Raw genomic sequence first — 26,302 nt, 5'->3', positions numbered from 1 at the left:
CAGCTGACTGAGTTGGCGCATCATCTAAACTCACAGCCTCGCAAATGCCTCGGATACCGGACCCCCGCCGAAGCCTTTGCTGCCTATTTGCGCGAAGGTGGCTGATGCCCTACCCTCCAAGGCGGCCATGATGCACTTGGGTTAGCTTCTCCAAGCAATCGTACGATACTCGCCGCCCTATTTGCTACTGAGAGGCTTTTGTGACTCAACGCCTTCTCCCGACCCCGGGATGGGTCAGCAAGTCCCGCTCGAGGGTCGCCTACCGGTAGGAGGTCGCCACACCGTGGCCACCTATTGTGCGTCAGCCGTCCGAGCTGATCGTAGGCAAGTGTTGTGACGGCGCCATTTGTCTGGCTTCTTTAGCGACGACGCCCGCCTTGGAGGAAATACCCAGCAAGCCTGCGCTCGCGCCCGTAAAATCGAGGGAAGATACAGAACCAATCGTGGTGGCTGCCGGATCTCCTGCTGCCTGCACCTGCTGATGCGTCAGGCGCCGTCATAGCTGTAGGACCAGCTGCCGAGATCGGGATCGGAGGCTGTATATCGCCTCGAGCGAGACTTTAATTTTCGCGCTGGCACGCACTAGCATTGCGCTTACTGAGCGAGAGCCGGCGCCATGTGGCCGCGCTGACGCTTGACTGCCCACCTATCTTGCAACATGTATATTGAAACCCGGAAAGAGATGGCCGGAGATGGTGGCGTCACATGATCACGAATGCAGCAGAACTGGTCCTCGCAACCGTCAACGCTCCTTATTCGAAGCCGCTTGACGAAATGATGCTTGTTGCCTGCATTTTGGATTTTACCAAGGCCAAGTCTGCAGCAGGTCCCGTCTCGTCCTTTTTTGGGGACGTTTCGCCCTCCCTGCAAAAGCAATTCGCGTCTGAAAACGGTATCTCGGCCGATGTGCTTGCAATGGCGGCAAAGCAGTTTGGTTCCTGGTCGGGGCAGACTTACGCTCTGGCCGCATGACATCCCGTTGGGACGAGCTTTTTGCGATTGCCTACAAGCTCATCGATGACGTCAATCGACTCCATGTGTTGGTGACCGATTGGTCCTTTGGCGGCGGTACTGCAATGATGCTGCAGATCAACCATCGCGAAAGCCATGACGTCGATATTTTCCTGGACGATCCGCAGCTCCTCCCGGGGCGGGCGCAGAACTTCGGCTGGCTGAAGAACCCGGAAAAGGCGCGCATTTTCTTTCCCGAGCTTGACGCGTTTATTCTGGCCCTGCCCGTGATCGGGATTGCGGCCGTGATTGACCGACCCGGCTATGTGCTGCGCTATCGCGAGAAATATAACGACCGCCTCTGGCTCATGTGCAAGGCTGCCTACTCGATCCTCATCGAACGCGCCGCCAAGTTTGCGGGTAGCCAGGGCCGCACGTTGCGCGTCTATTTTGAAGAAAGCGGCGAGCACGAGGACCGCGAACTACTAGCTACGACAAGGCTCTGAAGACTGAAGGCATGCCCTTTGCAGGTGAAGCGTCAGCCGCCTATGCCTCGCTCGCTCCCAGGCGTTTCGGCGAATCGTACTGGGTGAGCCTGGGCGCCGGAACGAGGAGGCCCCCGATGGTGCAGATCGCGGACCTGCTGCTGTATCCGGTGGCCAAGGGCGGTTATGACCCCAGCTACAAGCCTTATGTCGATTTGATGAAAGCCGGCCGGCTGATTGACGCGCATCTGTCGGCAGAGAACAGGCCAAACCTCGGCATCAAATACAGCTGCTTCAAATCAAAAAGGTCCTTGCGGACCTTAATTCGTTTCGGCCAGCGCCTAGCGCTGACCCCGGAGCGTTGCTCTACATGTAAGCTGGTACACGTCAGACTGTTTTACAAGTTTTTTCCGAATAAGAGGCGAAGCCAGCCCGCCGAGAGAACGAACGAGAGAAGTGGTCGGGCCGACATGTCTCGAGCTGAAACGCTACGCCTTGCGGATTCGGGCTGAGATTCCGGTTTTAAACATCGTTGGTACGCTTTGGCGACGGCTCAGTCGTAGGCAAGAACTCCCGGTCCGCCCGCGGGCGGACAGGGCTTCGAGTATTTTGTGCAAGGTTTGGTCTAAGCAGCCCGAGCTACATCATCCCGGTGATGGATCTCGGTGCCAAGCACCTTCAAGCACTCGCGGATGAAAGCGGCAAGCGCTGTCCAGCCTTTTGCGGAGACCATTGTACCATCGACATACGCCTCGGTCGGCGAGAGATCGACATACGTTCCACCCGCTAAGGTAACCTCCGGTTCACAGGCGCCCAGTGCACCAACTTTCTTACCCCGCACCACACCATCGACGGCCACGAGGATCTGCACGCCGTGGCAGATTGTGAAGATCGGCTTCTGCTTCTCATGGAAATGGCGAACCATTGCCTGAACACGCTTGTCGGTACGGATGTATTCCGGACCACGACCACCGGCAGCGTAGACGGCGTGATACTGATCAAGCTGCGCCTCGGCCTCGGAGAAGGTCTTGTTGATCGTAAAAAAGTGACCGAGCTTTTCGGTATAGGTCTGGTCGCCCTCGAAGTCGTGCAGAGAGGTCTTGATCAGATCGCCGGCCTTCTTGTCAGGGCAGACGACGTGCACCGTGTGGCCAACGGCTTCCATTGCCTGCTGGTAAACGAAAATCTCGTATTCCTCTGTGAACTCGCCCGTCAGCATCAGTATCTTCTTGCCTGGCATGATTTTACTCCTCTTGCTCATGCGATGGGGCGGCGCTCGCCGCCCCGGTTGACGTGAATAATCAGAAGGGAGAATCCGGGAAGTAGTATTCCTTGGCGTTCTCCTGGGTAATCAGCGGTGCGTCCAGCTTGACCGTCCCACGAACCGGTGCTTGGCCGACCAGGTTTGCGACCGTCATGTATATTGCGGTCTTGATCATCGCAGGCGGGTACGGTGTTTCGACAGGGGTCATTGCATCACCGTCGATGACCTTCTTGACGATGTCTTTCATGCCATTGCCGCCGAGTGCTAGCTTGATGTCCTTGCGCCCGGATTCCTTGACCGCTTCGAGAACACCGAGCAGCATATCGTCGTCGTTTGCCCATACAGCGTCGATCTGCGGATACTTCGCAAGGTAATCCTGCATGAGTTTAAACGCTTCGTCGCTGTTCCAGTTGGCGTACTGAATGTCGAGGACCTTCAGGTCCGTGCCTTTTATGGCATCCTGAAAACCTTGAATGCGCTCGTCGTCGATCACGGTCGGGATGCCGCGCAGCACGACGAGATTGCCCTTGCCGCCGAGCTTGTCGATCATGAATTTTGCCGTATTGCGGCCGACCGCAATGTTGTCCCCTGCCAGGTAGAGGTCCTGTATCGTCGGGTCGTTAAGACCGCGATCGACAACGGTGATGAATGTCCCTGAATCCTTGACGGCTTTTACAGGAGTGGTCAGCTCTTCCGATGTATAGGGCAAGATGACCAGCGCATCGAGCTTGCGGCCTGCCGAGAGATCCTCAAGCGCGCTCACCTGAGCGGTGGCCGACGGCGAGGTTTTGACGACGACTTCGACATTCGGGAATGCGGCGTTGATTTCCTTCGCGGCCGCCTGTGCATGGTAGACAATCCCTGCCGTCCAGCCGTGGTCTGCAGCCGGTATCGACACCGCGACGACTTTCTTGTCGGCGGCGAGCGCGTGCCCTGCGGTGAGCAACGTCGTAACGGCCGCAGCCGCAATCCATTTCTTCGTAGACATTCCATTCCTCCCAGAATTTGGACCTAAGATCGTGAACCCGTGTGGTCCTGACACGGGCTATTTCGAGAACCGTTGAATGAGCATGGCGATGATGATGATGACGCCCTGTACGCCGGCCACCAGGTACTCCGAGACGAAGTCGGACAGCACCATGAGATTGGCGATCAATTCGAGAATGACCGCGCCTGCCACTGTTCCCCAGACGTGTCCCTTGCCACCGCGCAACGCCGTGCCGCCGATCACTACAGCGGTGATGACCTGCAGTTCCCAGAGGACACCCGTTGTCGGCGTCGCCGCACCGAGCCGTGGAACGTAGCAGATGGCAGCAATCGCGACGCACGCACCCTGGATGGCATAGGCGATCGTGCGTGTCTTGATGATGGAGATACCGGAGTAGCGAGCGACGTCTTCGTTGGCTCCGACGGCGGCACATTTTCGGCCGTACTTCATTTTGTAGAGAATAAAAGACGCTACCGCCGCAACCGCGATCGATATCAGGATGGGATACGGGATACCCCCGAACGTGCCGAAATACACTGGGCGATAGGCGTCGCGCAGGCTACGATCGATTGGGATCGTGCCGCCGTCCGACATGTATGTGATCAAGGCCCTAAAAATACCCATCGTGCCGAGCGTTGCAATGAAGGGTTCGATTTTCCCGATCGTGACGATAAGGCCGTTCATCAAGCCGCAGAAGAGACCAACGGCGACAGCCACCACCATCCCAGCGGGGATTGCAGACACGCCCCACTCTGGTGCCATCCGATTCATAAACATGATGGTGATCCCGGTGATGAACGCCGCCATCGAGCCGACCGAAAGATCAAGGCCGCCTGAAGAAATAACAAATGTCGCACCGACAGCAATAATGGCTATGAAGGCGCTTCGCGTGATCACATTCGCAAGATTGGTCGCCGACAGGAAATCCTGATTGATTGCGAACCCGATGACCATCAGCGCCGCAAGTGCCAGGAACGGACCGATATCAGCCCATCTGATATTCCACTCCCGGTCCGGCTTAACCGCCGTGGTGCCCGTAATAACCGTCATCGTCTACCTCCCTCGTTGCTTGCCGCAGTGTCGCTCGTTGCCAGAAGCGCGACAGTGTGCTCGGTCATAGCCTCCCCGGACACTTCACCTGCGATACGCCCTTCCCTCATCACCACGATGCGATCACAGATGCCGATGAGTTCCTGCATCTCCGACGAGATGACGATGCAAGTCTTCCCCTGTGACACGAGCTGCTGGATGAAGGCATAGATTTGCGCCTTGTTAGCGATATCGATTCCGCGGGTCGGTTCATCGATGACGACCACCGAAGGGTTCGTGAGCAAGACTTTTGCAAGAAGAAGCTTTTGCTGGTTTCCGCCGGACAGCTGGCCAGCATTGACCCCGATGTCCTTCAGGCGAATGTCATATTGGTTGACCGCCTCTGTAAGGGCTTCCTGTTCGCGGCGACGTCGCATGAGAAGGCCAGGATGGAAACGGCTGAGCGCCGAAAGCGTCAGGTTCGGGGCCAGTCGCTCATGCAGAAGAAGCCCTTTGCCCTTGCGGTCCTCGGTCAGGTAGCCGATGCCAGCGTCGAGCGCGGCACGCGGCGAATGAATATCAATTGACTTGCCCAACAATTCGACCGAGCCAGAGGCTGGACGAAGGCCCATAATTCCTTCGAATAGCTCCGTTCGACCAGCGCCGATCATTCCGGCGAAGCCGAGGATTTCTGATTTGCGGACGTCAAATGAAACGTCCCTCGCAAATCCCGGGACCGTGAGATTGCGCACCGCCAGGATCGTCCCGGTTAAGGCATGTGCCCGCTTTGGGGGATAGAGGGCTGAGAGATCGCGGCCGACCATCAAACGCGCCATGTCCATTTGGCTGAGCGTCTGCCCGGGGTAGGTTCCTACCATCTTGCCGTCGCGCAGAACCGTGACCTTGTCAGCAAGTCGCTGCACTTCGTCGAGCCTATGGCTGATATAAAGGATGGCAGCGCCTTGCGCCCTCAGGCGTAGGATGATGGCGAGAAGCCGGTCTACTTCCTCTCCGGTGAGGACAGCTGTCGGTTCATCGAAGATGACCAGCTTGTAATCGTCAAGGAGGGCACGGGCGATCTGCACAAGCTGACGGTCCGCGAGCGAAATGTCGCGAACGAGTGCGTTGGGCGACGCGACGCAGCCAAGCTCGGCGAGCTTCTCTGCTGTCAGGCGGCGCATGGTTTTGTCATCGACAACACCATTTCGCATTATCTCCCTGCCGAGAAACACGTTCTCGGCAACCGTCAGCGCATCGGCAAGCAGGATCTCTTGATGAACAAGAACAATACCGGCTTCCTGGGCCTGTTCAGGCTTGGCGAACCTGACTTCGTCATTTCCAATCGATAGCGATCCACCGGTCGGCTCGGCGTATCCTGACAGCAAGCGCATGAAAGTGGATTTTCCTGCGCCGTTTTCGCCGATAATGGCATGGATTTCGCCAGGAAGAATATCCAACGTGATATCGTACAAGACCGTAACCGGGCCGTACTGCTTCGACAGAGCCGACGCGCGCAGAACGGGATGCCGAACAGCTTCGCCGATCCCTCTCACATCTTCCCTCCCCGGTCTCTCGATGCTGACGACGTTCGACATTCGGCTCTCCTCAGTCGAATGCCGGCAGGAGCCGGTCACGCGAATGCTCGAGATGCTCGCGCATTGCACGCTCCGCTGCAGACGCGTCGCCCGCCTCGAGTGCACCAAGGAGTGCCTCGTGTTCGTCGAGCGCTTCCTCAGTCACGCGCGAATGGAACATCAAACGAAAGATGTGGAAATGGGTGTGCTGATGATTGAGGGTCTCGCGAATGAGCTCGTTGCCGGCGATCTCCAAGATCTTGTCGTGGAACATTGCGTCTTGCCGAGCGAAGGTCGAATAGCGCAGACGTTCATCACCGCCTTCACGACGGCCCATGAGGCCAGCTGCTTCCCGTAGCGATGCTAGCTTGCCCTCATCCATGGCAGTGGCCGCCCGGGCCGCACTATCGGGTTCAAGAAGGAGCCGGAGCTGATAAAGTTCATCAAAACGGCGTCGGGTGATTTGCGGCGCGGCACTAAAGCCGATGAGATGGGTCTTGATGACAAGACCCTCGCCCTCGAGTCGTCCTAGCGCTTCGCGAATAGGCGTCTGCGAGACATTCAGCTCTTTAACCAGGTTATCGACCGTGATCCTAGCACCAGGCGCGATTTTTAACGACATCAACTGCGCGAAAATCGCCTCGTAGACGCTCCCTGCAAGACTGTTTGCGCGGTGGATAAATCCACTCGTATCGAACGCTTCAGGTGCGGCAGTCTGATTTCTTTGTTGCATGTTTTTGCCTCTTGACATGACCAACCGCTACCACGATGCTCCGCTATATGCAATCCCATATCCTATAGGATTTTAAATTGGAGCGGACGTGAAGGTTGATCCGGAGAAAGCTTTAAAGCTCGCTGGGCGACTCCTGGTCGAGCGCGGCGCACCCTCAAAATGCGCCGATCTTCAGGCGTGCGTGCTTATCGAGGGCGAGCTCAAAGGTCACCCATCTCACGGTTTGCAACGCCTTCCTCGTATTCTGACCCGCATCGAGCGCGACCTAATCGACCCAGCCACCGAGGGAAATGCCCATTGGCGCTCATCGTCGTTTTTGGAGGTTGATGGGTTGAAAGGACTTGGCCCAGTCGTCGCTAGCTCCGCGCTGGAACGAATTGCGGAGCAAGCTCACAAGACTGGTATCGCCGTTGCCGGCATCCGCAACTCCAACCATCTCGGTATGCTCGCGTATTACGTCGAGCGCTTTGCCGAGAAAGGCTTGATCGGACTTGCCATGTCCTCCAGCGAGGCCCTCGTGCACCCCTACCGTGGGACGCGGGCTCTCTTAGGAACCAACCCGTTGGCAATTGCAGTACCGACGGCAGGCAGGCCTCTGGTGGTCGACCTCGCTACCGCCATCGTTTCAATGGGCAAGATACACCACCATGCTGCAAACGGTTTGCCAATACCTGAAGGCTGGGCACGCGATGCCAACGGGAGACCGACAACTAATGCGGCGGCCGCCATTAGGGGCTCGATCGCACCCTTTGGCGAAGCCAAGGGCTATGCTCTCGGCATGGCGCTGGAACTGATGGTGGCGTCGATTGCGAGATCCGCAATCGCGCCAGACGTCCGAGGGACGCTCGACGCCGACGCCATATGCAACAAAGGCGATGTGCTCATCGCTATTGATGTCGGTGAACAACCCGAACTCCTAGCCTGCTTCAGCGCATATCTCGACAGCGTACGCAGTTCCCGCCCATCGGATTCTGGCATGCGCGTGACCGTTCCAGGCGACGGCGCGTCGGCTCGACGCGAAGGTGCGCTTTCCGATGGTATCGAGATTTCGGCCAGGCTTTGGGACGAACTGAACGCCCTCTCTCACTCCAGCAAATCGCTTGTCAAAGGACATGGACAATGACCCTTTTCGCCGCTCTACGGCTTCCCCAAGAAATTCTGTTTGGCAAAGGGCAACGTCACGCTTTGCCAACCGTCGCAGCTAGGCTTGGACGGCGTGCCTTGATCTGCACCGACGAGCGGCTCGCCGGCACCGGCGTGTTTGCCGAGTTGGTGAAGGCCCTCGAAGCCGCATCCATCGATTTCCTGATCCATGATGGGGTCCAACCGGACGTCCCTGCTGATAGCGTATCGGTCTGCGTCGAATATGCCCGCGATTTTGATCCTGAGATGGTGATCGGCATTGGCGGGGGAAGCTGCTTGGATATGGCAAAGTGCGCCGCCCTATTGCTGACCCACGGCGGTAAACTGAAGGACTACTACGGCGAATACAAAGTTCCAGGCCCGACGATCCCTGTCATTGCCGTTCCGACGACGGCAGGTACCGGCTCGGAGGTAACGCCCGTGGCAGTGATCTCGGACGTTGAACGCACTTTGAAGGTCGGGATATCGAGCCCCTACTTGATTGCCACGGCGGCGATCTGCGACCCGGAACTGACGATGACCTGCCCACCGGGTCTAACGGCGATCGCAGGGGCCGACGCCCTCACCCACGCGATCGAAGCCTTTACCGCCGCTCGCCGCGGGACGGATCACGCACTGGCGCAAAACCACGTCTTTATCGGCAAAAGTGCGCTGACGGACCATTTCGCCCTTTTGGCTATCAAGCTTCTCGGCCGCAGCCTTGAGAAGGCCTGCAAGGATGGCTCCGACGAAGATGCGCGTGCAGAGGTGATGATGGGGGCGCTTGCAGCAGGTTGCGCGTTCGGGACAGCCGGTACCGCCGCGGCTCATGCCATTCAATATCCCGCAGGTGCTTTGACGCATACCGCCCATGGCCTCGGTGTTGCAACCATGATGCCGTACGTCATGAACTACAATCTGTCTGCGTCAATTTCCGAAATGTCCGAGATCGGAACCGCGCTCGGTCTGGCGACACCGGACCTCGACGAAAAGCAGCTAGCGACCGCCGCAATCGAGGAAATTCGCAGGCTGTTTGCGGCGATCGGTATCACCCGCACGCTCGCCGATCTCGGGCTGGCCCAAGACAAGCTCGACTGGACGGCCGAACAGGCTTTCGGAATTGATCGGCTCATCAAGAACAATCCACGGCCCTTCGACCTCGACGCGATGAAGCGTCTCGTCAAAGCGGCCTATGACGGCGATCTGGCCGCATCCGCTATCTAGCTATCGAGGGAACACCCATGACCATTGCCCAGCAGATCTCTAATTCCAATCATCAAGTCCCGGACATCGCAGCCGCCGCTCGCGGGCTCTACATCGACGGAGAATGGCGACAGTCTCGGTCCGGACAACAGATCGATGTTATCGATCCCTCTACAGGTAGAGTTCTGACATCCGTGCCAGATGCGACGATAGATGACGCACGCGCGAGCGTTGATGCCGCCGCGGCAGCGGCACCTGCGTGGCGCGCAACGCCTCCCCGCAGGCGCTCCGAAATTTTGCGCCGATGCTTCGAACTGATGCTTGAACGCTCGGAGATGCTCGCGTCGTTGATCTCGATGGAGAACGGCAAGGCGTTGGGAGACGCGCGGGGCGAGGTCGCTTACGCTGCCGAATTCTTTCGCTGGAATGCCGAGGAAGCCGTTCGCATCACCGGCGAGTTCGGCATTGCGCCATCTGGCACCAACCGCATTATCGTCGACTATCAGCCAATTGGCATTTGCCTGCTGATTACGCCGTGGAATTTTCCGGCGGCGATGGCCACCCGCAAAATAGCTCCGGCACTAGCGGCTGGCTGTACGGTAATCTTGAAACCGGCAAGCGAGACGCCGCTGACAGCCTATGCTCTGGCCGCAATATATGAAGAGGCCGGCGTACCGAAGGGCGTCGTCAACGTACTGACGACAACGACCCCTGGCCCGATGACCGAGGTGGTTCTGGCCGACCCACGGGTCAGGAAGCTTTCCTTCACGGGGTCAACAGGTGTCGGCCGCCAGCTGCTCGCTGAAGCGGCCAAGCATGTCATATCTTGCTCGATGGAGCTTGGTGGCAATGCACCGTTCCTGGTTTTCGATGACGCGGATCTCGATGCGGCGCTCGAGGGCGCGATGATTGCCAAGATGCGCAATGCGGGAGAGGCCTGCACGGCGGCAAACCGCTTCTACGTGCAGTCCGGGATCTACGACCAGTTCGCTGAAGGTCTCACGAAGCGTATGGTTGCGCTCAAAGTCGGGGCGGGCGTTGAGGCTGACACCGAATGCGGCCCGATGATAACCCGAAAGGCGGTAGAAAAGATCAGCCGCCTGGTCGAAGATTCCAAGGCGAAAGGTGCGCGCGTCCTGTGCGGCGGTGATGCGACAACAGGTGATGGGTTCTTTTATCCGCCAACGGTGCTTGCAGACGTTTCTGACGATTCAGAGATGAAGGCAGAGGAAATTTTCGGACCGGTCGCGCCTCTGTACCGGTTCGAAACCGAACACGAGGCCATCGAACGCGCAAACGACACCGAATACGGGCTTGCCGCTTACGTCTACACGCGTGATATCGCGCGTGGGCTACGCGTCTCTTCCGGCATCGAAGCGGGTATGATCGCGCTCAATCGGGGGCTCGTCTCTGATCCGGCCGCGCCCTTCGGCGGAGTGAAGCAGAGCGGTCTTGGGCGCGAAGGCGGTCAGCACCATGGCATTGCTGAATTCATGGAAGCCAAATATATCGCCACGAGTTTCTAATCCTGGAGGAGTGATTTTGGAGACCGACCCCTTTCGGATCCGCGACCATGTCGCGGATTTCGATGTCATCGTTGAAGAGATCGTCGCGGCCAGTGCCAAGGCGCGGGAAACGTTACCCATGATAGCGGACGTCGCCTATGGCGATGGCCCGAGTGAATCGTTGGACATCTTTTTCCCAGAAGGGCCTCGTCAAAATCTTCCGGTTCACATGTTCATCCACGGCGGATACTGGCGGATGTGGTCAAAGCGTGAATACTCCTGCATTGCCAATACAGTCACACGCGCTGGCGCGATCGCGGTGATTGTAGACTACGCGTTGATGCCGGGTGTGAGGATGAAGGTCCTGGTAGATCAGGTCGTTCGTGCCAAGCAATGGATCATTCATCACATAGCAGAGCACGGTGGCGACCCTTCATTGCTCACGATCAGTGGTCATTCTGCAGGAGCCCATCTTTCAACATTCCTTTTTCAAAGCAGCACCACGGGTTCCTCTGTCAATGGCGCCCTGTTGCTGGGCGGCCTCTACGATCTCCTTCCCTTACAGCAGTCCTTTTTAAAGGCCGAGATTGCTCTTACGGATGACGAGGTCGCGGCCTTCACGCCACTAGGCCATTCGTACGATCCCTCTTGCCGCGCGATCTTGGCGGTAGGCGAGAATGAAACAAGGCCGTTTCACGTGCAATTGGACGCCTTCGCCAATGTGTTGCGGGAACAGGGTGTTCCCGTTTCGATACGGGTCATTCGCAATCGAAATCACATGGATGCTGTGCGAGATCTCGGTGTGGTTGGCAGCGAAACGAGCGACAGTCTGTTCGGCCTAATCCAATACGTCGCGCGTGGAGGCAGGCGTTAAGTCCCAAGCAAGGGGATTTAGTGCGAACGGAACAAGAGTTAGACCAGTGACCAGCGTCGCCTGATGAGGGGCAGGCCGCTTGAGCGTATGCAGCTCGCGCTTGCGAACATGCTGACAACCAAAGCGAGTACAACACTGAGGTGGGGTCGATCAGGGAACGGCAACGAGCTTCTAAGCTGCGTCGGAGGCAAAGGTCATGACCGCATTCTTCATTTCGTCGCGATCTCGTCGAGCTCGACCAATTGAACACGGGAGCCATTTTTCGGTCATCGCGCTACGAACATGTATCCTGCGCCGTGGCTCCACGGAACCGACGCCGGGGTTGCTCCAGTGGTAGCCGAACATACGGAGCTTCTCATTCACGGCCTTGTCGAGTAGCGCAGCGCGGCTCGCGAGAGCGATTTTCTGTTCGGTGTGAAGCCGAAATGCCATTTCGGATTGCCAAAGGAGACGATGTCGTTTGGGATGACGTCGCCCCGCTTTCAGCAGGTTGCCGTCGCCGTCCTGTACCAGCGAGATGTGTCCTGGCGTGTGACCTCGCGTGCGTACGACGTTCAAACCTGACACGATTTCGTCGCCTATCTCGACGTGCGTCAGCCAATCCTTCACGGCAAAGAGGTCGCGCTGTGCCCCACGGGCGAAGGCGTAAAGCGGCTCCGGCTGGACGTCTCGTAGTTCGGATCCGTACAGAAAGACCACTTGGCTTCGCTGATTTGATATTGGCGTTCGGAAACGGCAAAGCCCCGTCCGGCAGCGTCGTTTCGCCCGAATGATCCGGGTACGTGTGGGTGAAGATGATCTTCGTGAGGGACGCAGGATCGACACCGAGGAAAGTCAAGTTCGCCGCCAGACGGACGATGAGGATTTTGAACCGAGAACCCACCCCCCGCTTGAACGGGAACCCCACTTCCCCTCCGGTGTGAACGTGCAGAGCATATGCCGGCTGCTGCGGTACTACGGCGCGGCAGCCGATGGTGGTTTATTCAAAGTCCTTTCGAAATCTGCAAAGGTTGCAGGACGATATCTGCAAGGGCCGACTTTCCTACTTCGAACGCCTTCTGATACTCGGCGTCTTCCACCATTTCTCTGAATGCCGTCCGCCGCGGGTACTGCACTAGCAGCACTGCGTCCCAGCCTTCCACCGGCCCGGTCGTAAGGACATCGAGGCCGTCGCCACGGAACAATATGCGTGCACCAAAGCGGGCTAGAATGGGTTCCGCCATTCTGAGGTATTCCAGATGCCGTTCCCGGCCGCCCTCGGGGACGAACCGTAGAAGGTTCAGCATCACGACGGGGGCGTCGTCCTCTTCAGAGAGGAACTTTTCAAAGACGTCGGGTGAAAACGCGACCATAAGCTATCCTTTCATTCAGAGCGTCCTTGGGGACGCTTCGGAAAGTCTAACCTCTTGCACCGTCAGGAACTGTCAGGAACGAACGCCAGTCCCGATCTTGCTCGCGCCAGCGCCGCATGAGCAGAGACCGTCGTTCCGGATACCGGTCGTCGAGGATCGACGCGGACCGAACACGGTCGACGCGGAAGGGACGGAATGCCGACTTGGCTTCGCACCACGCGGCTAGAACACGCACGTCGTCGAAATACACGATCGTGATCGGCCAGACGACACGTTCAGACATAGCGCCGCCAGCATCCTCGTATGCGATCGCGACCTTTCGCAGGCGACGGATCGCATCACGCAGCATCCCGACCTGCGCCGGATCGGGCCGCTGAGAGATCGATGCTGCCGAAACGAGTGCCGGCGCGTGTTCGTCATGCAGCCGGTCGGTCCGAGACGAGAGGATTTTCGCCAGAGCGCTGTCACTGCTCTGGGACAACGCCGGATCGGCTCTCTGCTGAACCCAGGTCAGTCCAAGGATCAGAGCGTCAACCTCTTCGGCCGAGAATGCGAAGTTCGGCAGAAAGAAACCGTCGCGCAGTAGAAACCCGACGCCCGCCTGCCCGTCGAAAGGTGCTCCGAGCAGACGAAGCGTTTCGATATCCCGATAAACGCTCCTTTCGGAGACCCCGAGTTCCTGCGCCAGCTCCAGCGCGGTTACCGGCGTTCGTCGTGTGCGAAGCATGCCCAGCATTTCGAAGAAGCGGCTCGTTCTCGACATTCAGCGAATGGTCCTGTCTTTCGGTCTGAGATATCTAGTGCTTTCGCGGGCGGCGTCCAAGAACGGACATCTATTGGAAATTCCGCGCCTTCACTTTAAGGGTATCGATGTGACGATCGCGTACGTACATGTCCCTGACCTTGGGCGACGTCGTGTCCCCCATTATCGGTAAGATGTCGTTATTCCGCCGCCGCCCGAGACGCACGAGTCGTACGGCGCGATGGCATCGTGTTCGATACAGGAGATCCTTTAGGAGCTTTTCGATGCCGACCATCGTCCCATGCGACAGGCAAAACGACCCGGTCGTCAGACGTCGCCCCGTGCAGTTGCTACATCAGGCGTGTCTAGTTACTAGCCGCAACGCACCTCGTGCTCTTTTAGGCTGCTCCGCAACATAGAAATCATCGTCGACGAAGCGATGGACGACATCGTGGCGACCGGCCTTTCGTGCGAGGTCGTCAAAGCACACGACGCGTTGCTCGAATGGAGCAAGGGGCCGGATTCCGCGGTCTGGTTTGGCATGTTGTGGGCCGAAGGAGTTCGCTCAGCGTGACCTGGGCCGCCTGCCCTCAGGGCAGCGCGCCGGGCCACTCGTTCGAAGGTTCCTCGGCCTCCGCACCGGGCCTGTCTTCGGCCGGGTCTGGATCGCGGTCGTATGCCTTCCGAAGGTTTCCGATTTCATCAACGATCGCGTCATAGACGTCGGACTGCTTGGCACCCTTCACGACTAGGGAGTCGACGAAGTCTTCGAGCTGGTCACGTAGATTGTCTTTCCGGTCGCCGCTCATTTGCGATCCTCGGGCTGCAGTCGAACGCCCGCGCAGAGCACCCCCCATGTCGAGTAGCGAGTGGAACTTCTTGAGATCGGCGCCCCGCCATCGTCCGGTTCCGGATCCGGAAGCGGTTCTTCGCCCGGAATTCGATCGGGGTCCGGCGGATTGTCGAGCGGGGGCACTTTCGGCGGCGGCGCGACTGGCTCGAATGGGACTGACATTTGGCATTCCTCCTCGTTTTGTGAGAACCGGAGGATGAAGGCAAGTTCCGGCGGCGATCGAGCCCGACCATCACCTGTGCTCAGTCAAAGCAAAATGCACCAGAGGCCTATTTTACGGACGCCATTCTTGACTGTTTCGATCATCAAGCTCCCGGTCGAGATAGAATGCAGCGCTGATCAAGGCCAAATGGGTAAAGGCTTGCGGGAAATTGCCGGCTAGTCGCGCCTGGGCGTCGAACTCCTCGGCGTAAAGTCCGAGATGGTTGGCGTAGTTCAAGGCCGCTTCGAAAACCCTGCGAGCTTTCTGACTCTTCCCTGCCCGAGCCAGGCACTCGGCATACCAGAACGAGCAGGCGGAGAAGGCGCCCTCTTCCCCGTCGAGGCCGTCGTCGCTTCTGTACCGGTGAACGACGCCGTCGTCAGCCAACTGTGCGCCAATAGCCTCCAGCGTTGAAAGCCACCGCGGATCGGTTGCGCTAACGAACCTCACAAGCGGCATCAGGAGAAGCGAGGCGTCGAGCATTTCGCCGCCCTTGGTCTGGACAAAGTGACCCCTGTCTTTATTCCAGAAGTTGGTCCAGATATCGTTATAGATATCGTTCCTCACGTCTTGCCACTTGACGAAAGGAGCGGCTAGCGATCGTTTCGTCGCCAGACGGATTCCGCGGTCGACCGCCACCCAGCACATGAGCCGCGAATGAAGGAATTCCTGGGGCTCTCGGCGCATCTCCCAGATCCCAGCATCAGGATCCTGCCAGTGGTCGCAGACGTACTCGATCACCTCGCGGACGCCCTCCCAGTGATCGTGGGAGATCGCATGCCCATATTTGTTGCTCAAATAAATTGAATCGAGGAGCTCGCCGTATATGTCGAGCTGGGACTGCTCGGACGCCTTGTTGCCAACGCGCACAGGTGTGGCGCCGCCATATCCTCGTAGATGATCGAGGTTGATCTCGTCTGGTACCTCTCCACCATCTACCGCGTACATGATCTTCAGGCGGCCGCCAGCGTCGCATGCGGCTGCACGCTGCCCGATCCAGTTGTTAAATGCCATCGCCTCCTGTCGATAGCCAAGCCTCATCAGCGCGTAGACCGTGAAGGATGCGTCTCTGATCCAAGTGGCACGGTAATCCCAATTGCGGCTGCCGCCCGGCGCCTCAGGCAAACCGAACGTTGCCGCAGCGATCACTGAACCGTGTTTGCGCGACGTCATGAGCTTCAACGTCAGCGCGGAACGGTTGACCATTTCGCGCCACCGCCCGCGGTAGGTCGACTGCCTTGCCCAGTCCTGCCAAAAGGCGACGGTCTGGTCCTCCATCTTTTGAGGTGTCTCATCGAACTCGTCGTCGCCGTTGTCGAGTATGAAATCGACGACCTCGCCCGCGCGGAGCGTGATCTGCGCGGTGACGGCGCCGTCGATCTCGCCGAGTGATGCGCCCGCCACCAGCCGCACCACCTCGCCATTGGGATGTCGCCAGATGGCTGTGACGCCATCAAGCTGCGGGGATATTCGTTTGGAGGCGTAATCGAATCTCGGGGAGCAGGTCGCGCGGATCGTCATCGTGCCTCGGGTCGCTCTGAACCGTCGGACCAGCATGCTGGACCCATCGCTACGCCGGTTCTTCACATACATGAAGTCCGTAAGCTCTCCGCTGGCCTCGTCCGCCATCCATCGTGTCAGCAAGACGTTCGTGTCCGGAAGGTATTGTTGGGTTACGCGGGCATTGGGAAGGTCCGGTGCGATCTGAAACATTCCGCCGCGCTCCGGATCGAGCAATGCAGCGAATATCGACGGGCTGTCGAAGTCAGGCCAACACAGGAAGTCGATCGTACCGTCTGTCGCGACGAGCGCGATCGTCGCAAGATCGCCGATGACGCCGTGGCTCTCTATTGTTCGCGGAATATTCGCCACGGCGCGCGCCGTGACATCCGCGTCCATCGCACTCTCCGTCACCTCGATTTTGTTATCCATCGCGTCCTCTTTCTCGTCTGTGATGCACCGTGCCCGCTACTTGGCGATCTGGCGCACCTGACATAAACGACAAGGAAGAGCATGCTGAAGGCCGCTATAGGGAGTGCCGGCCCTTGTACAATCGGTGCTTCTATTGGGTAATCCGCGCAATCGGGGTGCAGGCGCCGACATCCGCGACCGTCGTGCGAACCGACCACGAACGGCGGATTCCATTCTGAACGTGAGCGTGGCGCTGATGACGGGTGACGACATGACATCCTTGACGCGCCAGCTCCTGGCTTTGAGATAGTCCGCAAGCGCGTCCGCCCGGTCACGCGTGTGTGGGACGGAACGTCTTGTCCAGGAAGATGCCACGCGCCGGATCAGGTCGCTTTCGGTCACGATTCCGGTCAGCCGTCCCTCTGCGTCAACGACGGGCACGGCCCCTATCTTATTGGCGTTGACGATCTCGATCGCTTGTCTGACGTTGTGCCCCTCGTCTATTGTCGTGACGGGGGACGTCATTATGTCTTTGGCCAGCATGACCTTACCTCCTGGTCTGTGGAGGCGATTGAAGCTTATATTTCGACAGGACGCTTTGATCGGGATCAATCGGGGCCCTTCTGCAGCAAGCTCATCCGACCGTCATTCGCTTCAAGACGTTCGTCTTCCAATAGAATTGATGAGCAAGCGCGCCAAGGATATGGGCGGCGATGACGATCCAGAGTATAACTTTCAGCACCTCGGCGTGTACCTCTCCCGTGCGGTCGTAACCGAAGTAGAACGCTGCCATCCCGCTGATCGGCAATGCGAAAAGGAGCAGGTAAAGCGTCGCGTGGGCGCCTTTGGCTGCAAAGGTCAGGACGTAAGGTTCCTCGGCGGGCGCGGAAGGCGTTCCCTGAATGAAGCGCAGCACGAGGCGGATACTGATCAGCAACAGTATCGAAATTCCGACATACGCATGGAGATCGGCGCCTGCCAATTGCGCATCAGTTGCCGAACCGGTGTGTTCGATCGCCCGCTGCCACTCGCTCATGCCGTCAGGCAAAAGCAGATTGTAGAAGACGAGCAGCGCCGACAGCCAATGAAGGATGCGTTGCGGCAAGGAGTACGCCGTCGGGTTTTGTGTCAATTTCTTCATCGTCGTCTCCTTGCCACTGTTTCTGCTTATACTTATCTTTGACGGGGAAGCCCCTATTTCGTGACGGTCAACATCGCATGCATGCCGGCCTCATAGTGGCCCTTGATATTGCACAGAAGGAGATAGGAGCCAGCAGTGAGGTTCGCCTTCAACTGCCCGTCAGCGCCAGGCTTGAGCTCGGAGACCTCCCCCATGCTCTTCAACTGCTTTTCATCGACGCGATGTTTGCCGGCGACAACGTGGACGGTCGCGTCGGGTGACTTCAATTTGACCAAAACCATCTCGTGTTCCTCCGTCACCGCATCATTATGCACCATGAACACGGTATCGCCGGCCTTGATGGTTGGCTGATCAACTGACAGAGTCATCGGACCACCTCCCTCCCCTCCCTCAACGACCCTGACTGTGGTCGCTGCCAAAGCTGGGGTGACAGCGCCGGCCAGTGCGAAAGCCACCAGAACTCCTCGTATAATCTTCACGTCAGTCGCCTCTCGGTGGTTGAACCAGACCCGACTAGCCAGTGAATCTGACGCCTTCCTGAACGTCATTGCTTAATCACCGACCCGCGGTACCTGCCCCACGCCAACGCCAGTTCAGTATCTCCGGCATGTCCTCCCCATGGTCTCGCACATATGCGCGGTGCCGGGCGAGTTTTTCATGCAGAAAGGCGACGGCTTGAGGGTGTTTCTCGGCTAGACCAGGAACTCGCGCGATGGCTTCAAGGGCCAAATTACCTTGCTAAGTATCTGGAAAGATTGGTTGCGGGGGCCTGAGTACACGGAGACTTGTAAGTTCATCTATAGCCTTCAGGTCATAGCGGAGCCGTGCGGCCAGTCATTCAATCTCATTTGAATCACACGCGCCTCATATCAAAGAGGTTCCAACACAACCCAGCTTGACAGCCCCATTGAACGGCATGATTGATACGGCCTATGTGAGGGGACCCACGTTTATTTAGCAATCCGATGGGGAAGGAATTGGTACAAAATATCACATTTAGGACGCATCTCGTCGGCGCAGTCAGCGATTTCTGTTCAATTAGCAAACTGACATTGATCAACCCGGTCATACATCTGGCCGAGTTAATCGTAATGTTGGCTCATTACAAAGAAGAGGGCGTCAAGCTTCGACCTCAGGTCTATTTGTGCAATGATTTTGATAAAGCCATGGCGATGCTGCCTGATGGAGAAAAATTTCAGATTGGGATTGCTGATCCAAACCTTAACGGCATTAAACAGGCCTTGAAGAAGTGTGCACCGCTCGCTGGAGAAAATTGGCTAATCTACATAAATGAGAAAGGTAAGGATAAGATTGAGTATGGGCTATTCAGAGGTTCCACAAGATCAATAGCCGTTCCTGTCGACAGCGTAATCATGAGCGACGGAAACCCGGACTTGATATTAGTGAAAGCATTCCAGATAGCAGATGAATGCATCGAACTTAAATCAAATTTCAAAAAGTCGCACTTTATATTCTTGAACAATAGAGAGGAGGATAGTCTTCCACCTCTTCAACACCTGGATAACTTAGTTTCTGCTGTTTGTAAGAATGCTCCGAAACCTACTGCCGAATCTCTACAGAGCTACATAAGCAAACTTCTTTCGACGGCCTTACATGCTTCCCACGGCTCTCTAGTAGCAGTATCTACCGCTTCAAACGCACCAAAATTTCTATCATCGGACGGAATAATACTGGAGAATCCTATAGATTTTGTTGACCTGATAACAAAGTTAAAAGCAGACGAATACAGTGAACCGAATTTGAACAGCAAGGCTGACCTCGTTAAAGGTATGTTCAATTCGGACGGAATTGTCTTATTTAACAACAGAGGCGCACTGCTGGGCTACAACTGCTTCACCACCATACCTAAAGCGAACACGGTCGTAGGGGGCGCTCGAAAGAGAGCCTTTTCAACGCTTGCGTCGAGAGTTGGGAACGGCCTGTCGGCAGCCTTCATGCAGTCACAGGATGGCTGGACAGATTTTAAAGGGATATAAGAATGGCGACGGATTTAGCCCTTTGGCAGCCAGACAATACACAGCTACTTCCTGCAACTGCGAAGCTTCCATCGGAAATCGTCAGCTACGCGCCGCAGCTCGGCCTCAAGGACCGGAAGCAAATTGTTGCAGCATTCGATGCTGAATTTTACGAAATGGGCATCAATTTCCTTTGGGGGAAAACCGTAACCGCATTAAAAAAGGAGCTCTCGACTGTCGGCATAGGGTTGATTGCCGAGATGTTGGGTCGAACCGACGTCGATGAAGATGACGATATCGAGGACGTCCTGACAACCAGAGATGCAATAAGACTTGCCGAAGAACTGGGCGTTATATCCTCTACGGATTCCATGAGGCTTCGACATACCTACGAGATGGTCACGCACTTCTCGAAGCTGGATATGGCTGAAGCCGAGATGGAGGACATTGACGAGACGGAAGCGGTATCGGCACTCAAAGCGTGCGTCAAAGGCGTCTTGGGGCGACCGAAAGTTGAGGTAGCTAAAAAGTTCGTTGAGTTTAGAAATGCCCTCGAAGGAGCCACTCTTGCCGAAACCGACCCCAAGGTTGAGATGCTGAAGTCTTCGCCGTATTTCTTTTTGAAATTGACGATCAGTGTTCTCATGAATGGGAGCAAAAAGAAGACCGGTGCCCAACTTGAACACGTGTTAGCGAACGCAAATTCGATAGTTCCAACCATCTGGACCCTTCTGCGTGATCCAGAGCGTTGGCAGGTGGGCCACACTTATGCCGAAACGTACGCCGACGGAAAAAAAACTTCAGTTAGCGGACTGAAGAGTGTTCTCCTAAAAGTTGGCGGGTTCGATTATGTGCCCGAGAATCTCAGAAGCGACACGTTCATAAAAGCTGCGGACGAGATACTTCGCGCTCATGAGGGCATGAACAACTTCTACAATGAGCACGCTCCCGTAAAAAACCTTTCCAAGCTCGGGACAACGATACCAACCCCAGCGTTCCCGGCTTGTGCAACTGCACTTTTGTGCATCGTTTTAGGGAATCGTTACGGCGTTTCTTGGTCTGCGGCAGCGGAGGCAAAAAGGATTGTTGAAAAATTCACGCCTGATCGCTGGCAATATTATCTCAATCATGTCCTTCCCGCTGACACGCATGTTTTGGCAAAACTCCAAGACTCGAAACCGGCAGCGCAATGGATCAGCCTTGTTCAAGGTCAGGACTTAGCTTCGCTTGGCGTGAAGAATAAATCTGTAGCGGCCCTGCTGAAGGCTGCGAACGAATCGAACCCAGATTCGTTGAAAAAAAGTGCACAAAAGCTGATTGCGGAATTCTATGGAAAGAAACACTGATTCCGTTGAGGCCCTACAACGGTGGGCACTAACAACCGACGGTCGAGCCGTGTGTTCCTAGCCTCGCACGAGGTTTCGGGGGGACGACAAGCGTGACAGAACGCTCCATATAGATGGCGATCATCGTGTTGACCGTCTGGAGAGTGCTCGACGCAGATTGGATCGTTCAAGCACAATTCTAAGCGCTTCATGCTACGTTTCGGCATATCGCCGACACGGTGCGCCATCCCGCTGAGCCCGCCGAGTGTCCCCTGACCACCTGCCGTCGACGTATAGATCAGCAATCTATGCCGATCGGCTTGGCCAGCACCACTTGACTATAAGCCGTCACCAGCCAAGGTTTCTATCCAAATAACCGCAAGGAGAGGAATGTCCCTCTCAATGTTTTTGAGCGAACCAACGGCTTGCTCACGGCTCGACGAAAGCGGACTGACCGCAGACGCCGTGATCGCAATCCAGCCAGCTATGGGTGACGGTGCGGGAATTTCCCTTACCAAGTCTAAAGGCCGATCGATTCCCTTTTCTATACGTCCATCCACGCTCCATGAGCAGACTTGGTGGTGGCTCTCTATGTAGCCAATTAGCGGATAGAGATCGATGCGGCTCTCCCGAAACGGATTGACGCCAACGTCACTGGAAACATATGCACGGCTCCCGCTGCGGGTCCTGTAGTAATGCCCCACTTCGGGCATAAAGAGTGGTTCCCTGTTTCTCAATTTTTCACCTCGCCAGCAGCCCTAGCCGCACCTCGCTTGAATGACTTTTGTAGGACACGGACGCGTGAAGAGGAAATTATTTCCCTGCGCAGAATCCGCGTATCCCGCAACACTTGTTGAGCGGCTCAAACTTTCGCCTTACCGATAAGGGCAAAGAGTGGATCCAGCGTAGCGTAGTTTCAGTAACGCTACTGCTTCCTCGGCGTTACAACCACAAGCACTTGCACCCTGCCCCAAAAGGAAGCCAAAGGCCTACACGGTGCCAAGCCAATTTCCCTGTCTTCTTGACTATTTACATCATATGTAGAAACGATAAGACGGATTGGGCGTCGCGTTATCCGAAAGCTCGCACATCAGTTCTCCCACGCGCCGTGCAAAGAGCAGCGTGATCGGGAAACGGGTGATCCCATCGCTGGAATTCCAGTTCATTTTGGTCAATGCCAGGATTTCCTCCGCGCGTGCACGAATGTCAGTCTCACCGCAAGAACCGATTTCCAGAGGTGCTGGAATGTGCATTCCTGGGAATTCGTTCCACCAAGGGATATAGCCGCTCGTGAACAGATAGGAGTGACCATCTAGCGAACACAATGTGCCGCGCCATGGTTCTTCGGTTCCTTTGCGGACGACACGAAACGAGGTATTGCGCAGCCAGATCAGATCACAGTTGGCGACCCGATCTTTGGCAGCCGTCCGAAAGCCTCGTTCTTCTTCAGGCTGATAGTTTGTCGTCTTATGAATTACCACGCGGTCGGGCGTCACTCCGGCTCGTCGCTCGTACTCTTCCAGTATCTGCTCGAGCAATTGACGCGCTTGCGCCTGGTTCAGGTAAGGTTGGCGATCACGCTTCTGGTCATGATCAATGCTCGCACCTTTGATCGCGTAAGGTTCGATATCTGTCGAATAAGCCTGCGCCACGCTGGCATAGACCAGATGCCCGCCACGCTTTTTCATGTGGTGAAAGGAAATCCCGACAAAGCAGACATTTTTCGGCAGGTCAGCAGGCCGCCACGGAATGCCCTTTGATTTATAATAGATAGAAACGGCAGCGTTCCAGACACGAGTGGCCTGACTTTGCCCCTTATCGTCTGGCCGTTCGATTGTGTCGCGTCTAACGACCTGGATTGGAACAGCCTGACCATCAGACATGATCTTTGCTTTAAGGGCACGGTAGAACGTTCGAAACAGCAAATCGTCAGCCATCGTATAGAGTGCGCTCGCTGCTTCGAGCTCGTCTGGCGAGGGCTGAAATAACGCAAGCTGATCGCTTTCTTCTTCCGCCCGCAAGAACTCCAGCGCCCGGCGTTCCTCCGGCGACAGGCCTGGGTTCATGACTCTCAAATCACCAAGTTCAGGCTTGATGCACAGGATTATGCAGTCGGGAGCCTCGTCCCCGTACAGACTGCTGACTTCGTATTCGAAGAGCTCAACCAGTTCACCGAACTTCTGACCCTTCAGCGCGTCGCGAAAAAGCTGATCATATTTAGAGGAAGAAACGATGCGCCTGTGCCGCTTCTCCATAATGAATTTTGCATTCAAGGCCTTTTCTAGGCCCGGCCAATTCCGAAAACGCGCGGAATTATTTTCCTTCGCCGGAATGAAAGTCTCAAATCGCGACAGCCATGCAACGGCAGCGTCGATATCCTCTGACAGGCCTACAAAGCCCAGCTTGATCTGCCGCAGACCCGTGTTATCAGATGGTCCATTCTTTGGCAGTCCCCGGCGTGGATCGATGTCGGTTTTCGCATTAGAAAACTCGATTCTGGGCTCACGCAGTACGTCGATCTTCATTTGAATCGTCATGATCCACCAGCCCTTCTTCTGTTACATCCTGGGTGTAAAAACTGCCTTCCAGCACCAGATCAGGCACGTTTTCATCACCGATATTTATCGTCTGCCCTCCTTGGGATAGGAACCGCCCCCAGAACACGAGATCGCTCTCGACATTGGTGTTTCTATCGAAGCGAATGCGGCGCGTAGCGCGGCTCGTCCGCATATATCCCGGCAAGGGGGTGATGCCGTCCTGCTTCGTGAACATGTAGAACGGTTTGATCCGGACACCCCAGCCGTTACCCAGGCGTACAACTTCGTAGCCGAAACCTTCGCATTCGAACCACGGCTTCCCGTCATCGCCGCGCTTCTTGACAACATCGCGTCTGATACCCTTTCGTCGGGGTGTGTCATAAACGATGGTTCTGTTGTCTTTATTCCTGCTCTGAAAATAGGCACGTTTCGCCGGATGGCCCTTCTTCGTCTTTTCAACGACAAGACCGTCCTTCTCGAAGGACCGAATATGCTGCTCAAAATGCTTACGTATCAGCCAAGCGATTTTCCGGTGCAGGACAATGTCTGAATCCGCCTCTGCCAGGGAGATGACTGTCGCCTCTTCCGTAAGGACATTTGCAAATAGGAGGTTGGCGATAGGGGTAGGCAAGAACGTCCATAAATCACCGCTGCGGTGCTCATAGACGAATGTACCGGCATCATGCAGCGGAACGTCCCGCCACAGGTCGACGCCTTCCTTAATCTTGAGGCGCGTAATCGTCTCAGGCAAAGCGGAGAACATGAGCGAGTTTATCGTATAGGTACCCACAGGGCGGGTGTCGATCGACACGGAGGCTGATCCCGCAGAAGCGCCCGGCCTGAAAAGCTTGGCGAGGAATCCATCCTCTCCGGGCGGGAAAGCGAATGACGCAGAGCCGCCAGCTTCGAAACAAAGATCGAGGGTGTCGGATAAACCGGTACCCGCGCGTTCCATGGCGCTGATCCCAAAAAATACATCGCATAGGGTTCTATTTCGGAGATCGCTGAACTCCGGCACGGGGGAGAACGCACCTTCGTCATTTGTCTCAAGTCGATTTTTCGACTGCGCAGACATTCCGCCTGGATTGGAAAAGCACACGGCAGAGTTTCCGTCCACGTCGATTTGACTTGGCGCTACGATCTCATAGTCCCGGTGAACAATCATGTTAACCAGCATTTCGATCAAAGCCCGCTCAGGGTATGCAGCGCGCGAATAATGCTTTTGCTTGCCTTTAACCTTGATGATGGGATTGACATCTTTGCTTTCCAGCCACTCAAGCAATGCACGATATTGAGAGATTAGATTGCCTTCGAAAACGATGCGCCTTTTTCCGGAAATCGTCGCCGAAATCACCGAATGCGAAAAGAAGCGTTCAGGATTTCGACCAAACAGCAGGATGCAGGCATTCGTCGGCTGTTCCGAGGCATCCTTTTGCTGGGCCAATAGGCCGATCTCGCGCATCAATGGCTTGAGCTGATCTGATGTGAGACTACCGCGTTCAAGTTTCTCGCAGTACTGCCGAAGGGTGACAAGCGCCAGGTCTGCATCGACATCAGCCCATACTGCCCCTTCACATATCTGGTCATCAAAGCTCTCTCCGGCTTCGGCAACTGAAAGTGCAACGAACCGCTGGACACCGGCAAGCTCCACATTCAAATCGGCCAGGATTTCATCAAAGCCCTTGATCTCCAGCCTTTGAAAATTACTGCCCAAGCGGTCCGACAATGCCTGAACATTGGGGTGAAGCGGCTCACCTGCTCTCACACACCAAAATATACCGTGCCGGAATTTTTGACCTTCGGCTCCGAGAAGCGATGACATGATCGACGGCTCGTACCCTCGATACCCCATGACGATCAAGGGCGAGAACTCAAGGAGCGGATGCAGCTTTTCGAGGAGAACACGATCGAGAGTTTGCGTCTCATGAACCAGGTTTCGATCAGTATACTGTTCTGCCTTGCCGTGAAGCCATACAATCTGAGCCCTTGCGAAGGGGTTAAATTCGTTGAAATCGTCGGGCCTGCGATTGATTTCCGCAACATGCCTTATATGAGGGTGCTTCTCTCCGAGCGCCATCGGCAGGCACAAATCGAAATTGGTGGTCATCACCGTTCCGGCAAGCCCGCGCAGGACGAGATCAGCGAGGGCGCGGTAACCTGAACCCAGCTCGCCCTTCAGGCTGACAAGCTCTAACAACAATCGCCGTCTATACGCTTCCGGCTTTAGCAAATTCTCGACTACGAGCGGAAAATTCTCGGCGAGTTGATCATCTCCGTGAATAAACCAGTCCTGCTGGTGAAGCCAACTGGTCCATTCCGAGGGTTTTATGCGCTCTGGGAGAGTCCTGCCTCCAAGCTCACGCTCGGCATAGACTTGCTTCGCAAGACGACGAACGCTTTCAGCCGCCAGAGGAACACCGGAGGAAAATGAGGCCCCCGCCCCCAACAAAAATGTGGGGCGAGCGTCGTTGTCGGGCCTCAATAGCGAGGCAAGAATCGAAACGCTAGTTTTGTGGCTCATACAACCAGCGTAAC

The 26,302-nt window shown here is 56.3% G+C and carries 25 protein-coding genes and 1 pseudogene; 10 read left to right on the top strand and 16 right to left on the bottom strand.

Annotation, left to right across the window (positions count from 1 at the left end; translation table 11 throughout):
- The 4 genes and pseudogenes from AC1DJO_RS20550 to AC1DJO_RS20535 form a co-directional block, all read left to right on the top strand.
- Positions 1-105, top strand: a pseudogene (locus AC1DJO_RS20550) (IS30 family transposase); the annotation flags it as partial.
- A gap of 600 nt (positions 106-705) precedes the next feature.
- Positions 706-972 carry a hypothetical protein gene (locus AC1DJO_RS20545; RefSeq protein ID WP_112538783.1) on the top strand — a complete coding sequence of 89 codons (267 nt, stop codon included), beginning with the start codon at positions 706-708 and terminating at the stop codon, positions 970-972.
- A complete protein-coding gene (locus tag AC1DJO_RS20540) occupies positions 969-1,457 on the top strand; it encodes a nucleotidyl transferase AbiEii/AbiGii toxin family protein (protein ID WP_112538784.1) in 489 nt (162 codons plus the stop codon). The genes AC1DJO_RS20545 and AC1DJO_RS20540 overlap by 4 nt, the downstream gene beginning before the upstream one ends.
- Before the next feature lie 116 nt (positions 1,458-1,573).
- On the top strand, positions 1,574-1,948 hold the full coding sequence (locus AC1DJO_RS20535; RefSeq protein WP_162698740.1) for a hypothetical protein: 375 nt from the start codon (positions 1,574-1,576) through the stop codon (positions 1,946-1,948).
- A 113-nt stretch (positions 1,949-2,061) separates the two neighbouring features.
- Here the strand turns inward: AC1DJO_RS20535 and AC1DJO_RS20530 are convergent, their stop codons facing one another.
- From AC1DJO_RS20530 to AC1DJO_RS20510, 5 genes are all read right to left on the bottom strand, one after another.
- Complete coding sequence (locus tag AC1DJO_RS20530) at positions 2,062-2,676, bottom strand: DJ-1/PfpI family protein (RefSeq protein WP_112517597.1); 615 nt, start codon at positions 2,674-2,676, stop codon at positions 2,062-2,064.
- Positions 2,677-2,737: 61 nt separating this feature from the next.
- Entirely contained in the window at positions 2,738-3,688 is a 951-nt protein-coding gene (locus AC1DJO_RS20525; protein ID WP_112517596.1) for a substrate-binding domain-containing protein, read from the bottom strand.
- Positions 3,689-3,745: 57 nt separating this feature from the next.
- On the bottom strand, positions 3,746-4,738 hold the full coding sequence (locus tag AC1DJO_RS20520; protein ID WP_112538786.1) for an ABC transporter permease: 993 nt from the start codon (positions 4,736-4,738) through the stop codon (positions 3,746-3,748).
- Positions 4,735-6,312, bottom strand: coding sequence for a sugar ABC transporter ATP-binding protein (locus tag AC1DJO_RS20515; RefSeq protein WP_477972704.1), 1,578 nt, complete (start codon positions 6,310-6,312; stop codon positions 4,735-4,737). Before AC1DJO_RS20515 ends, AC1DJO_RS20520 begins: the two co-directional genes overlap by 4 nt.
- 10 nt (positions 6,313-6,322) lie before the next feature.
- Positions 6,323-7,024, bottom strand: a complete 702-nt coding sequence (locus tag AC1DJO_RS20510) for a GntR family transcriptional regulator (RefSeq protein WP_112538788.1) — start codon at positions 7,022-7,024, stop codon at positions 6,323-6,325.
- Positions 7,025-7,112: 88 nt separating this feature from the next.
- On the opposite strand from AC1DJO_RS20510, the gene AC1DJO_RS20505 reads away from it, so the two are divergent.
- Genes AC1DJO_RS20505 through AC1DJO_RS20490 form a run of 4 tightly spaced genes read left to right on the top strand, consistent with a single transcriptional unit; the run spans position 7,113 to position 11,728 of the window.
- The gene (locus AC1DJO_RS20505; RefSeq protein ID WP_112538789.1) at positions 7,113-8,147 is read left to right on the top strand and encodes an Ldh family oxidoreductase; all 1,035 of its coding nucleotides are present in this window, start codon (positions 7,113-7,115) and stop codon (positions 8,145-8,147) included.
- Complete coding sequence (locus AC1DJO_RS20500) at positions 8,144-9,370, top strand: iron-containing alcohol dehydrogenase (RefSeq protein ID WP_112538790.1); 1,227 nt, start codon at positions 8,144-8,146, stop codon at positions 9,368-9,370. The genes AC1DJO_RS20505 and AC1DJO_RS20500 overlap by 4 nt, the downstream gene beginning before the upstream one ends.
- A gap of 17 nt (positions 9,371-9,387) precedes the next feature.
- Positions 9,388-10,875 carry an NAD-dependent succinate-semialdehyde dehydrogenase gene (locus AC1DJO_RS20495; RefSeq protein WP_112538791.1) on the top strand — a complete coding sequence of 496 codons (1,488 nt, stop codon included), beginning with the start codon at positions 9,388-9,390 and terminating at the stop codon, positions 10,873-10,875.
- Positions 10,876-10,891: 16 nt separating this feature from the next.
- Positions 10,892-11,728, top strand: coding sequence for an alpha/beta hydrolase (locus tag AC1DJO_RS20490; RefSeq protein ID WP_112538792.1), 837 nt, complete (start codon positions 10,892-10,894; stop codon positions 11,726-11,728).
- 171 nt (positions 11,729-11,899) lie between these two features.
- Here the strand turns inward: AC1DJO_RS20490 and AC1DJO_RS20485 are convergent, their stop codons facing one another.
- The 9 genes from AC1DJO_RS20485 to AC1DJO_RS20445 all read right to left on the bottom strand — a co-directional run bounded on the left by AC1DJO_RS20485 (position 11,900) and on the right by AC1DJO_RS20445 (position 18,658).
- Positions 11,900-12,427 carry an MBL fold metallo-hydrolase gene (locus AC1DJO_RS20485; RefSeq protein WP_477972700.1) on the bottom strand — a complete coding sequence of 176 codons (528 nt, stop codon included), beginning with the start codon at positions 12,425-12,427 and terminating at the stop codon, positions 11,900-11,902.
- A 284-nt stretch (positions 12,428-12,711) separates the two neighbouring features.
- Positions 12,712-13,080: a DUF1330 domain-containing protein gene (locus AC1DJO_RS20480; protein WP_112386533.1), complete on the bottom strand. Its 369-nt coding sequence runs from the start codon at positions 13,078-13,080 to the stop codon at positions 12,712-12,714.
- Positions 13,081-13,126: 46 nt separating this feature from the next.
- The gene (locus AC1DJO_RS20475; protein WP_477972699.1) at positions 13,127-13,843 is read right to left on the bottom strand and encodes a helix-turn-helix transcriptional regulator; all 717 of its coding nucleotides are present in this window, start codon (positions 13,841-13,843) and stop codon (positions 13,127-13,129) included.
- A 569-nt stretch (positions 13,844-14,412) separates the two neighbouring features.
- On the bottom strand, positions 14,413-14,631 hold the full coding sequence (locus tag AC1DJO_RS20470; RefSeq protein WP_112538794.1) for a hypothetical protein: 219 nt from the start codon (positions 14,629-14,631) through the stop codon (positions 14,413-14,415).
- A gap of 318 nt (positions 14,632-14,949) precedes the next feature.
- Entirely contained in the window at positions 14,950-16,776 is a 1,827-nt protein-coding gene (locus tag AC1DJO_RS20465; RefSeq protein ID WP_477972718.1) for a glycoside hydrolase family 15 protein, read from the bottom strand.
- 69 nt (positions 16,777-16,845) lie between these two features.
- The gene (locus AC1DJO_RS20460; RefSeq protein ID WP_442208351.1) at positions 16,846-17,313 is read right to left on the bottom strand and encodes a CBS domain-containing protein; all 468 of its coding nucleotides are present in this window, start codon (positions 17,311-17,313) and stop codon (positions 16,846-16,848) included.
- A gap of 109 nt (positions 17,314-17,422) precedes the next feature.
- Positions 17,423-17,929, bottom strand: coding sequence for a cytochrome b (locus AC1DJO_RS20455; RefSeq protein ID WP_112538797.1), 507 nt, complete (start codon positions 17,927-17,929; stop codon positions 17,423-17,425).
- A gap of 53 nt (positions 17,930-17,982) precedes the next feature.
- On the bottom strand, positions 17,983-18,384 hold the full coding sequence (locus AC1DJO_RS20450) for a sulfocyanin-like copper-binding protein (RefSeq protein ID WP_442208270.1): 402 nt from the start codon (positions 18,382-18,384) through the stop codon (positions 17,983-17,985).
- 100 nt (positions 18,385-18,484) lie between these two features.
- A complete protein-coding gene (locus AC1DJO_RS20445; RefSeq protein ID WP_112386540.1) occupies positions 18,485-18,658 on the bottom strand; it encodes a phosphoketolase family protein in 174 nt (57 codons plus the stop codon).
- A 323-nt stretch (positions 18,659-18,981) separates the two neighbouring features.
- Between AC1DJO_RS20445 and AC1DJO_RS20440 the strand changes: the two genes are divergently transcribed.
- The gene (locus tag AC1DJO_RS20440; protein WP_477972696.1) at positions 18,982-19,926 is read left to right on the top strand and encodes a hypothetical protein; all 945 of its coding nucleotides are present in this window, start codon (positions 18,982-18,984) and stop codon (positions 19,924-19,926) included.
- Between the two features lie 2 nt (positions 19,927-19,928).
- Positions 19,929-21,251 carry a hypothetical protein gene (locus AC1DJO_RS20435; protein WP_477972692.1) on the top strand — a complete coding sequence of 441 codons (1,323 nt, stop codon included), beginning with the start codon at positions 19,929-19,931 and terminating at the stop codon, positions 21,249-21,251.
- Between the two features lie 1,013 nt (positions 21,252-22,264).
- On the opposite strand, the gene AC1DJO_RS20430 is transcribed toward AC1DJO_RS20435, so the two are convergent.
- Together AC1DJO_RS20430 and AC1DJO_RS20425 are read right to left on the bottom strand one after the other, a co-directional pair.
- On the bottom strand, positions 22,265-23,767 hold the full coding sequence (locus tag AC1DJO_RS20430; RefSeq protein WP_477972690.1) for an argonaute/piwi family protein: 1,503 nt from the start codon (positions 23,765-23,767) through the stop codon (positions 22,265-22,267).
- The gene (locus AC1DJO_RS20425) at positions 23,733-26,288 is read right to left on the bottom strand and encodes a hypothetical protein (RefSeq protein WP_477972688.1); all 2,556 of its coding nucleotides are present in this window, start codon (positions 26,286-26,288) and stop codon (positions 23,733-23,735) included. The genes AC1DJO_RS20430 and AC1DJO_RS20425 overlap by 35 nt, the downstream gene beginning before the upstream one ends.
- Positions 26,289-26,302 lie beyond the last annotated feature (14 nt).

The organism is Rhizobium sp. 05N430 (assembly GCF_056396985.1).
The sequence above is the reverse complement of the archived record's forward strand: the minus strand, read 5'-3'. Positions and strand labels throughout refer to the sequence as shown.

Excerpts from the sequence above, each read along its gene's own strand:
- AC1DJO_RS20545 (WP_112538783.1), top strand. The coding sequence starts at position 706 with ATGATCACGAATGCAGCAGAACTGGTCCTCGCAACCGTCAACGCTCCT.
- AC1DJO_RS20540 (WP_112538784.1), top strand. The coding sequence starts at position 969 with ATGACATCCCGTTGGGACGAGCTTTTTGCGATTGCCTACAAGCTCATC.
- AC1DJO_RS20535 (WP_162698740.1), top strand. The coding sequence starts at position 1,574 with ATGGTGCAGATCGCGGACCTGCTGCTGTATCCGGTGGCCAAGGGCGGT.
- AC1DJO_RS20530 (WP_112517597.1), bottom strand. The coding sequence starts at position 2,676 with ATGCCAGGCAAGAAGATACTGATGCTGACGGGCGAGTTCACAGAGGAA.
- AC1DJO_RS20525 (WP_112517596.1), bottom strand. The coding sequence starts at position 3,688 with ATGTCTACGAAGAAATGGATTGCGGCTGCGGCCGTTACGACGTTGCTC.
- AC1DJO_RS20520 (WP_112538786.1), bottom strand. The coding sequence starts at position 4,738 with ATGACGGTTATTACGGGCACCACGGCGGTTAAGCCGGACCGGGAGTGG.
- AC1DJO_RS20515 (WP_477972704.1), bottom strand. The coding sequence starts at position 6,312 with ATGTCGAACGTCGTCAGCATCGAGAGACCGGGGAGGGAAGATGTGAGA.
- AC1DJO_RS20510 (WP_112538788.1), bottom strand. The coding sequence starts at position 7,024 with ATGCAACAAAGAAATCAGACTGCCGCACCTGAAGCGTTCGATACGAGT.
- AC1DJO_RS20500 (WP_112538790.1), top strand. The coding sequence starts at position 8,144 with ATGACCCTTTTCGCCGCTCTACGGCTTCCCCAAGAAATTCTGTTTGGC.
- AC1DJO_RS20495 (WP_112538791.1), top strand. The coding sequence starts at position 9,388 with ATGACCATTGCCCAGCAGATCTCTAATTCCAATCATCAAGTCCCGGAC.
- AC1DJO_RS20480 (WP_112386533.1), bottom strand. The coding sequence starts at position 13,080 with ATGGTCGCGTTTTCACCCGACGTCTTTGAAAAGTTCCTCTCTGAAGAG.
- AC1DJO_RS20475 (WP_477972699.1), bottom strand. The coding sequence starts at position 13,843 with ATGTCGAGAACGAGCCGCTTCTTCGAAATGCTGGGCATGCTTCGCACA.
- AC1DJO_RS20470 (WP_112538794.1), bottom strand. The coding sequence starts at position 14,631 with ATGAGCGGCGACCGGAAAGACAATCTACGTGACCAGCTCGAAGACTTC.
- AC1DJO_RS20465 (WP_477972718.1), bottom strand. The coding sequence starts at position 16,776 with ATGGACGCGGATGTCACGGCGCGCGCCGTGGCGAATATTCCGCGAACA.
- AC1DJO_RS20460 (WP_442208351.1), bottom strand. The coding sequence starts at position 17,313 with ATGACGTCCCCCGTCACGACAATAGACGAGGGGCACAACGTCAGACAA.
- AC1DJO_RS20455 (WP_112538797.1), bottom strand. The coding sequence starts at position 17,929 with ATGAAGAAATTGACACAAAACCCGACGGCGTACTCCTTGCCGCAACGC.
- AC1DJO_RS20435 (WP_477972692.1), top strand. The coding sequence starts at position 19,929 with ATGGCGACGGATTTAGCCCTTTGGCAGCCAGACAATACACAGCTACTT.
- AC1DJO_RS20430 (WP_477972690.1), bottom strand. The coding sequence starts at position 23,767 with ATGACGATTCAAATGAAGATCGACGTACTGCGTGAGCCCAGAATCGAG.
- AC1DJO_RS20425 (WP_477972688.1), bottom strand. The coding sequence starts at position 26,288 with ATGAGCCACAAAACTAGCGTTTCGATTCTTGCCTCGCTATTGAGGCCC.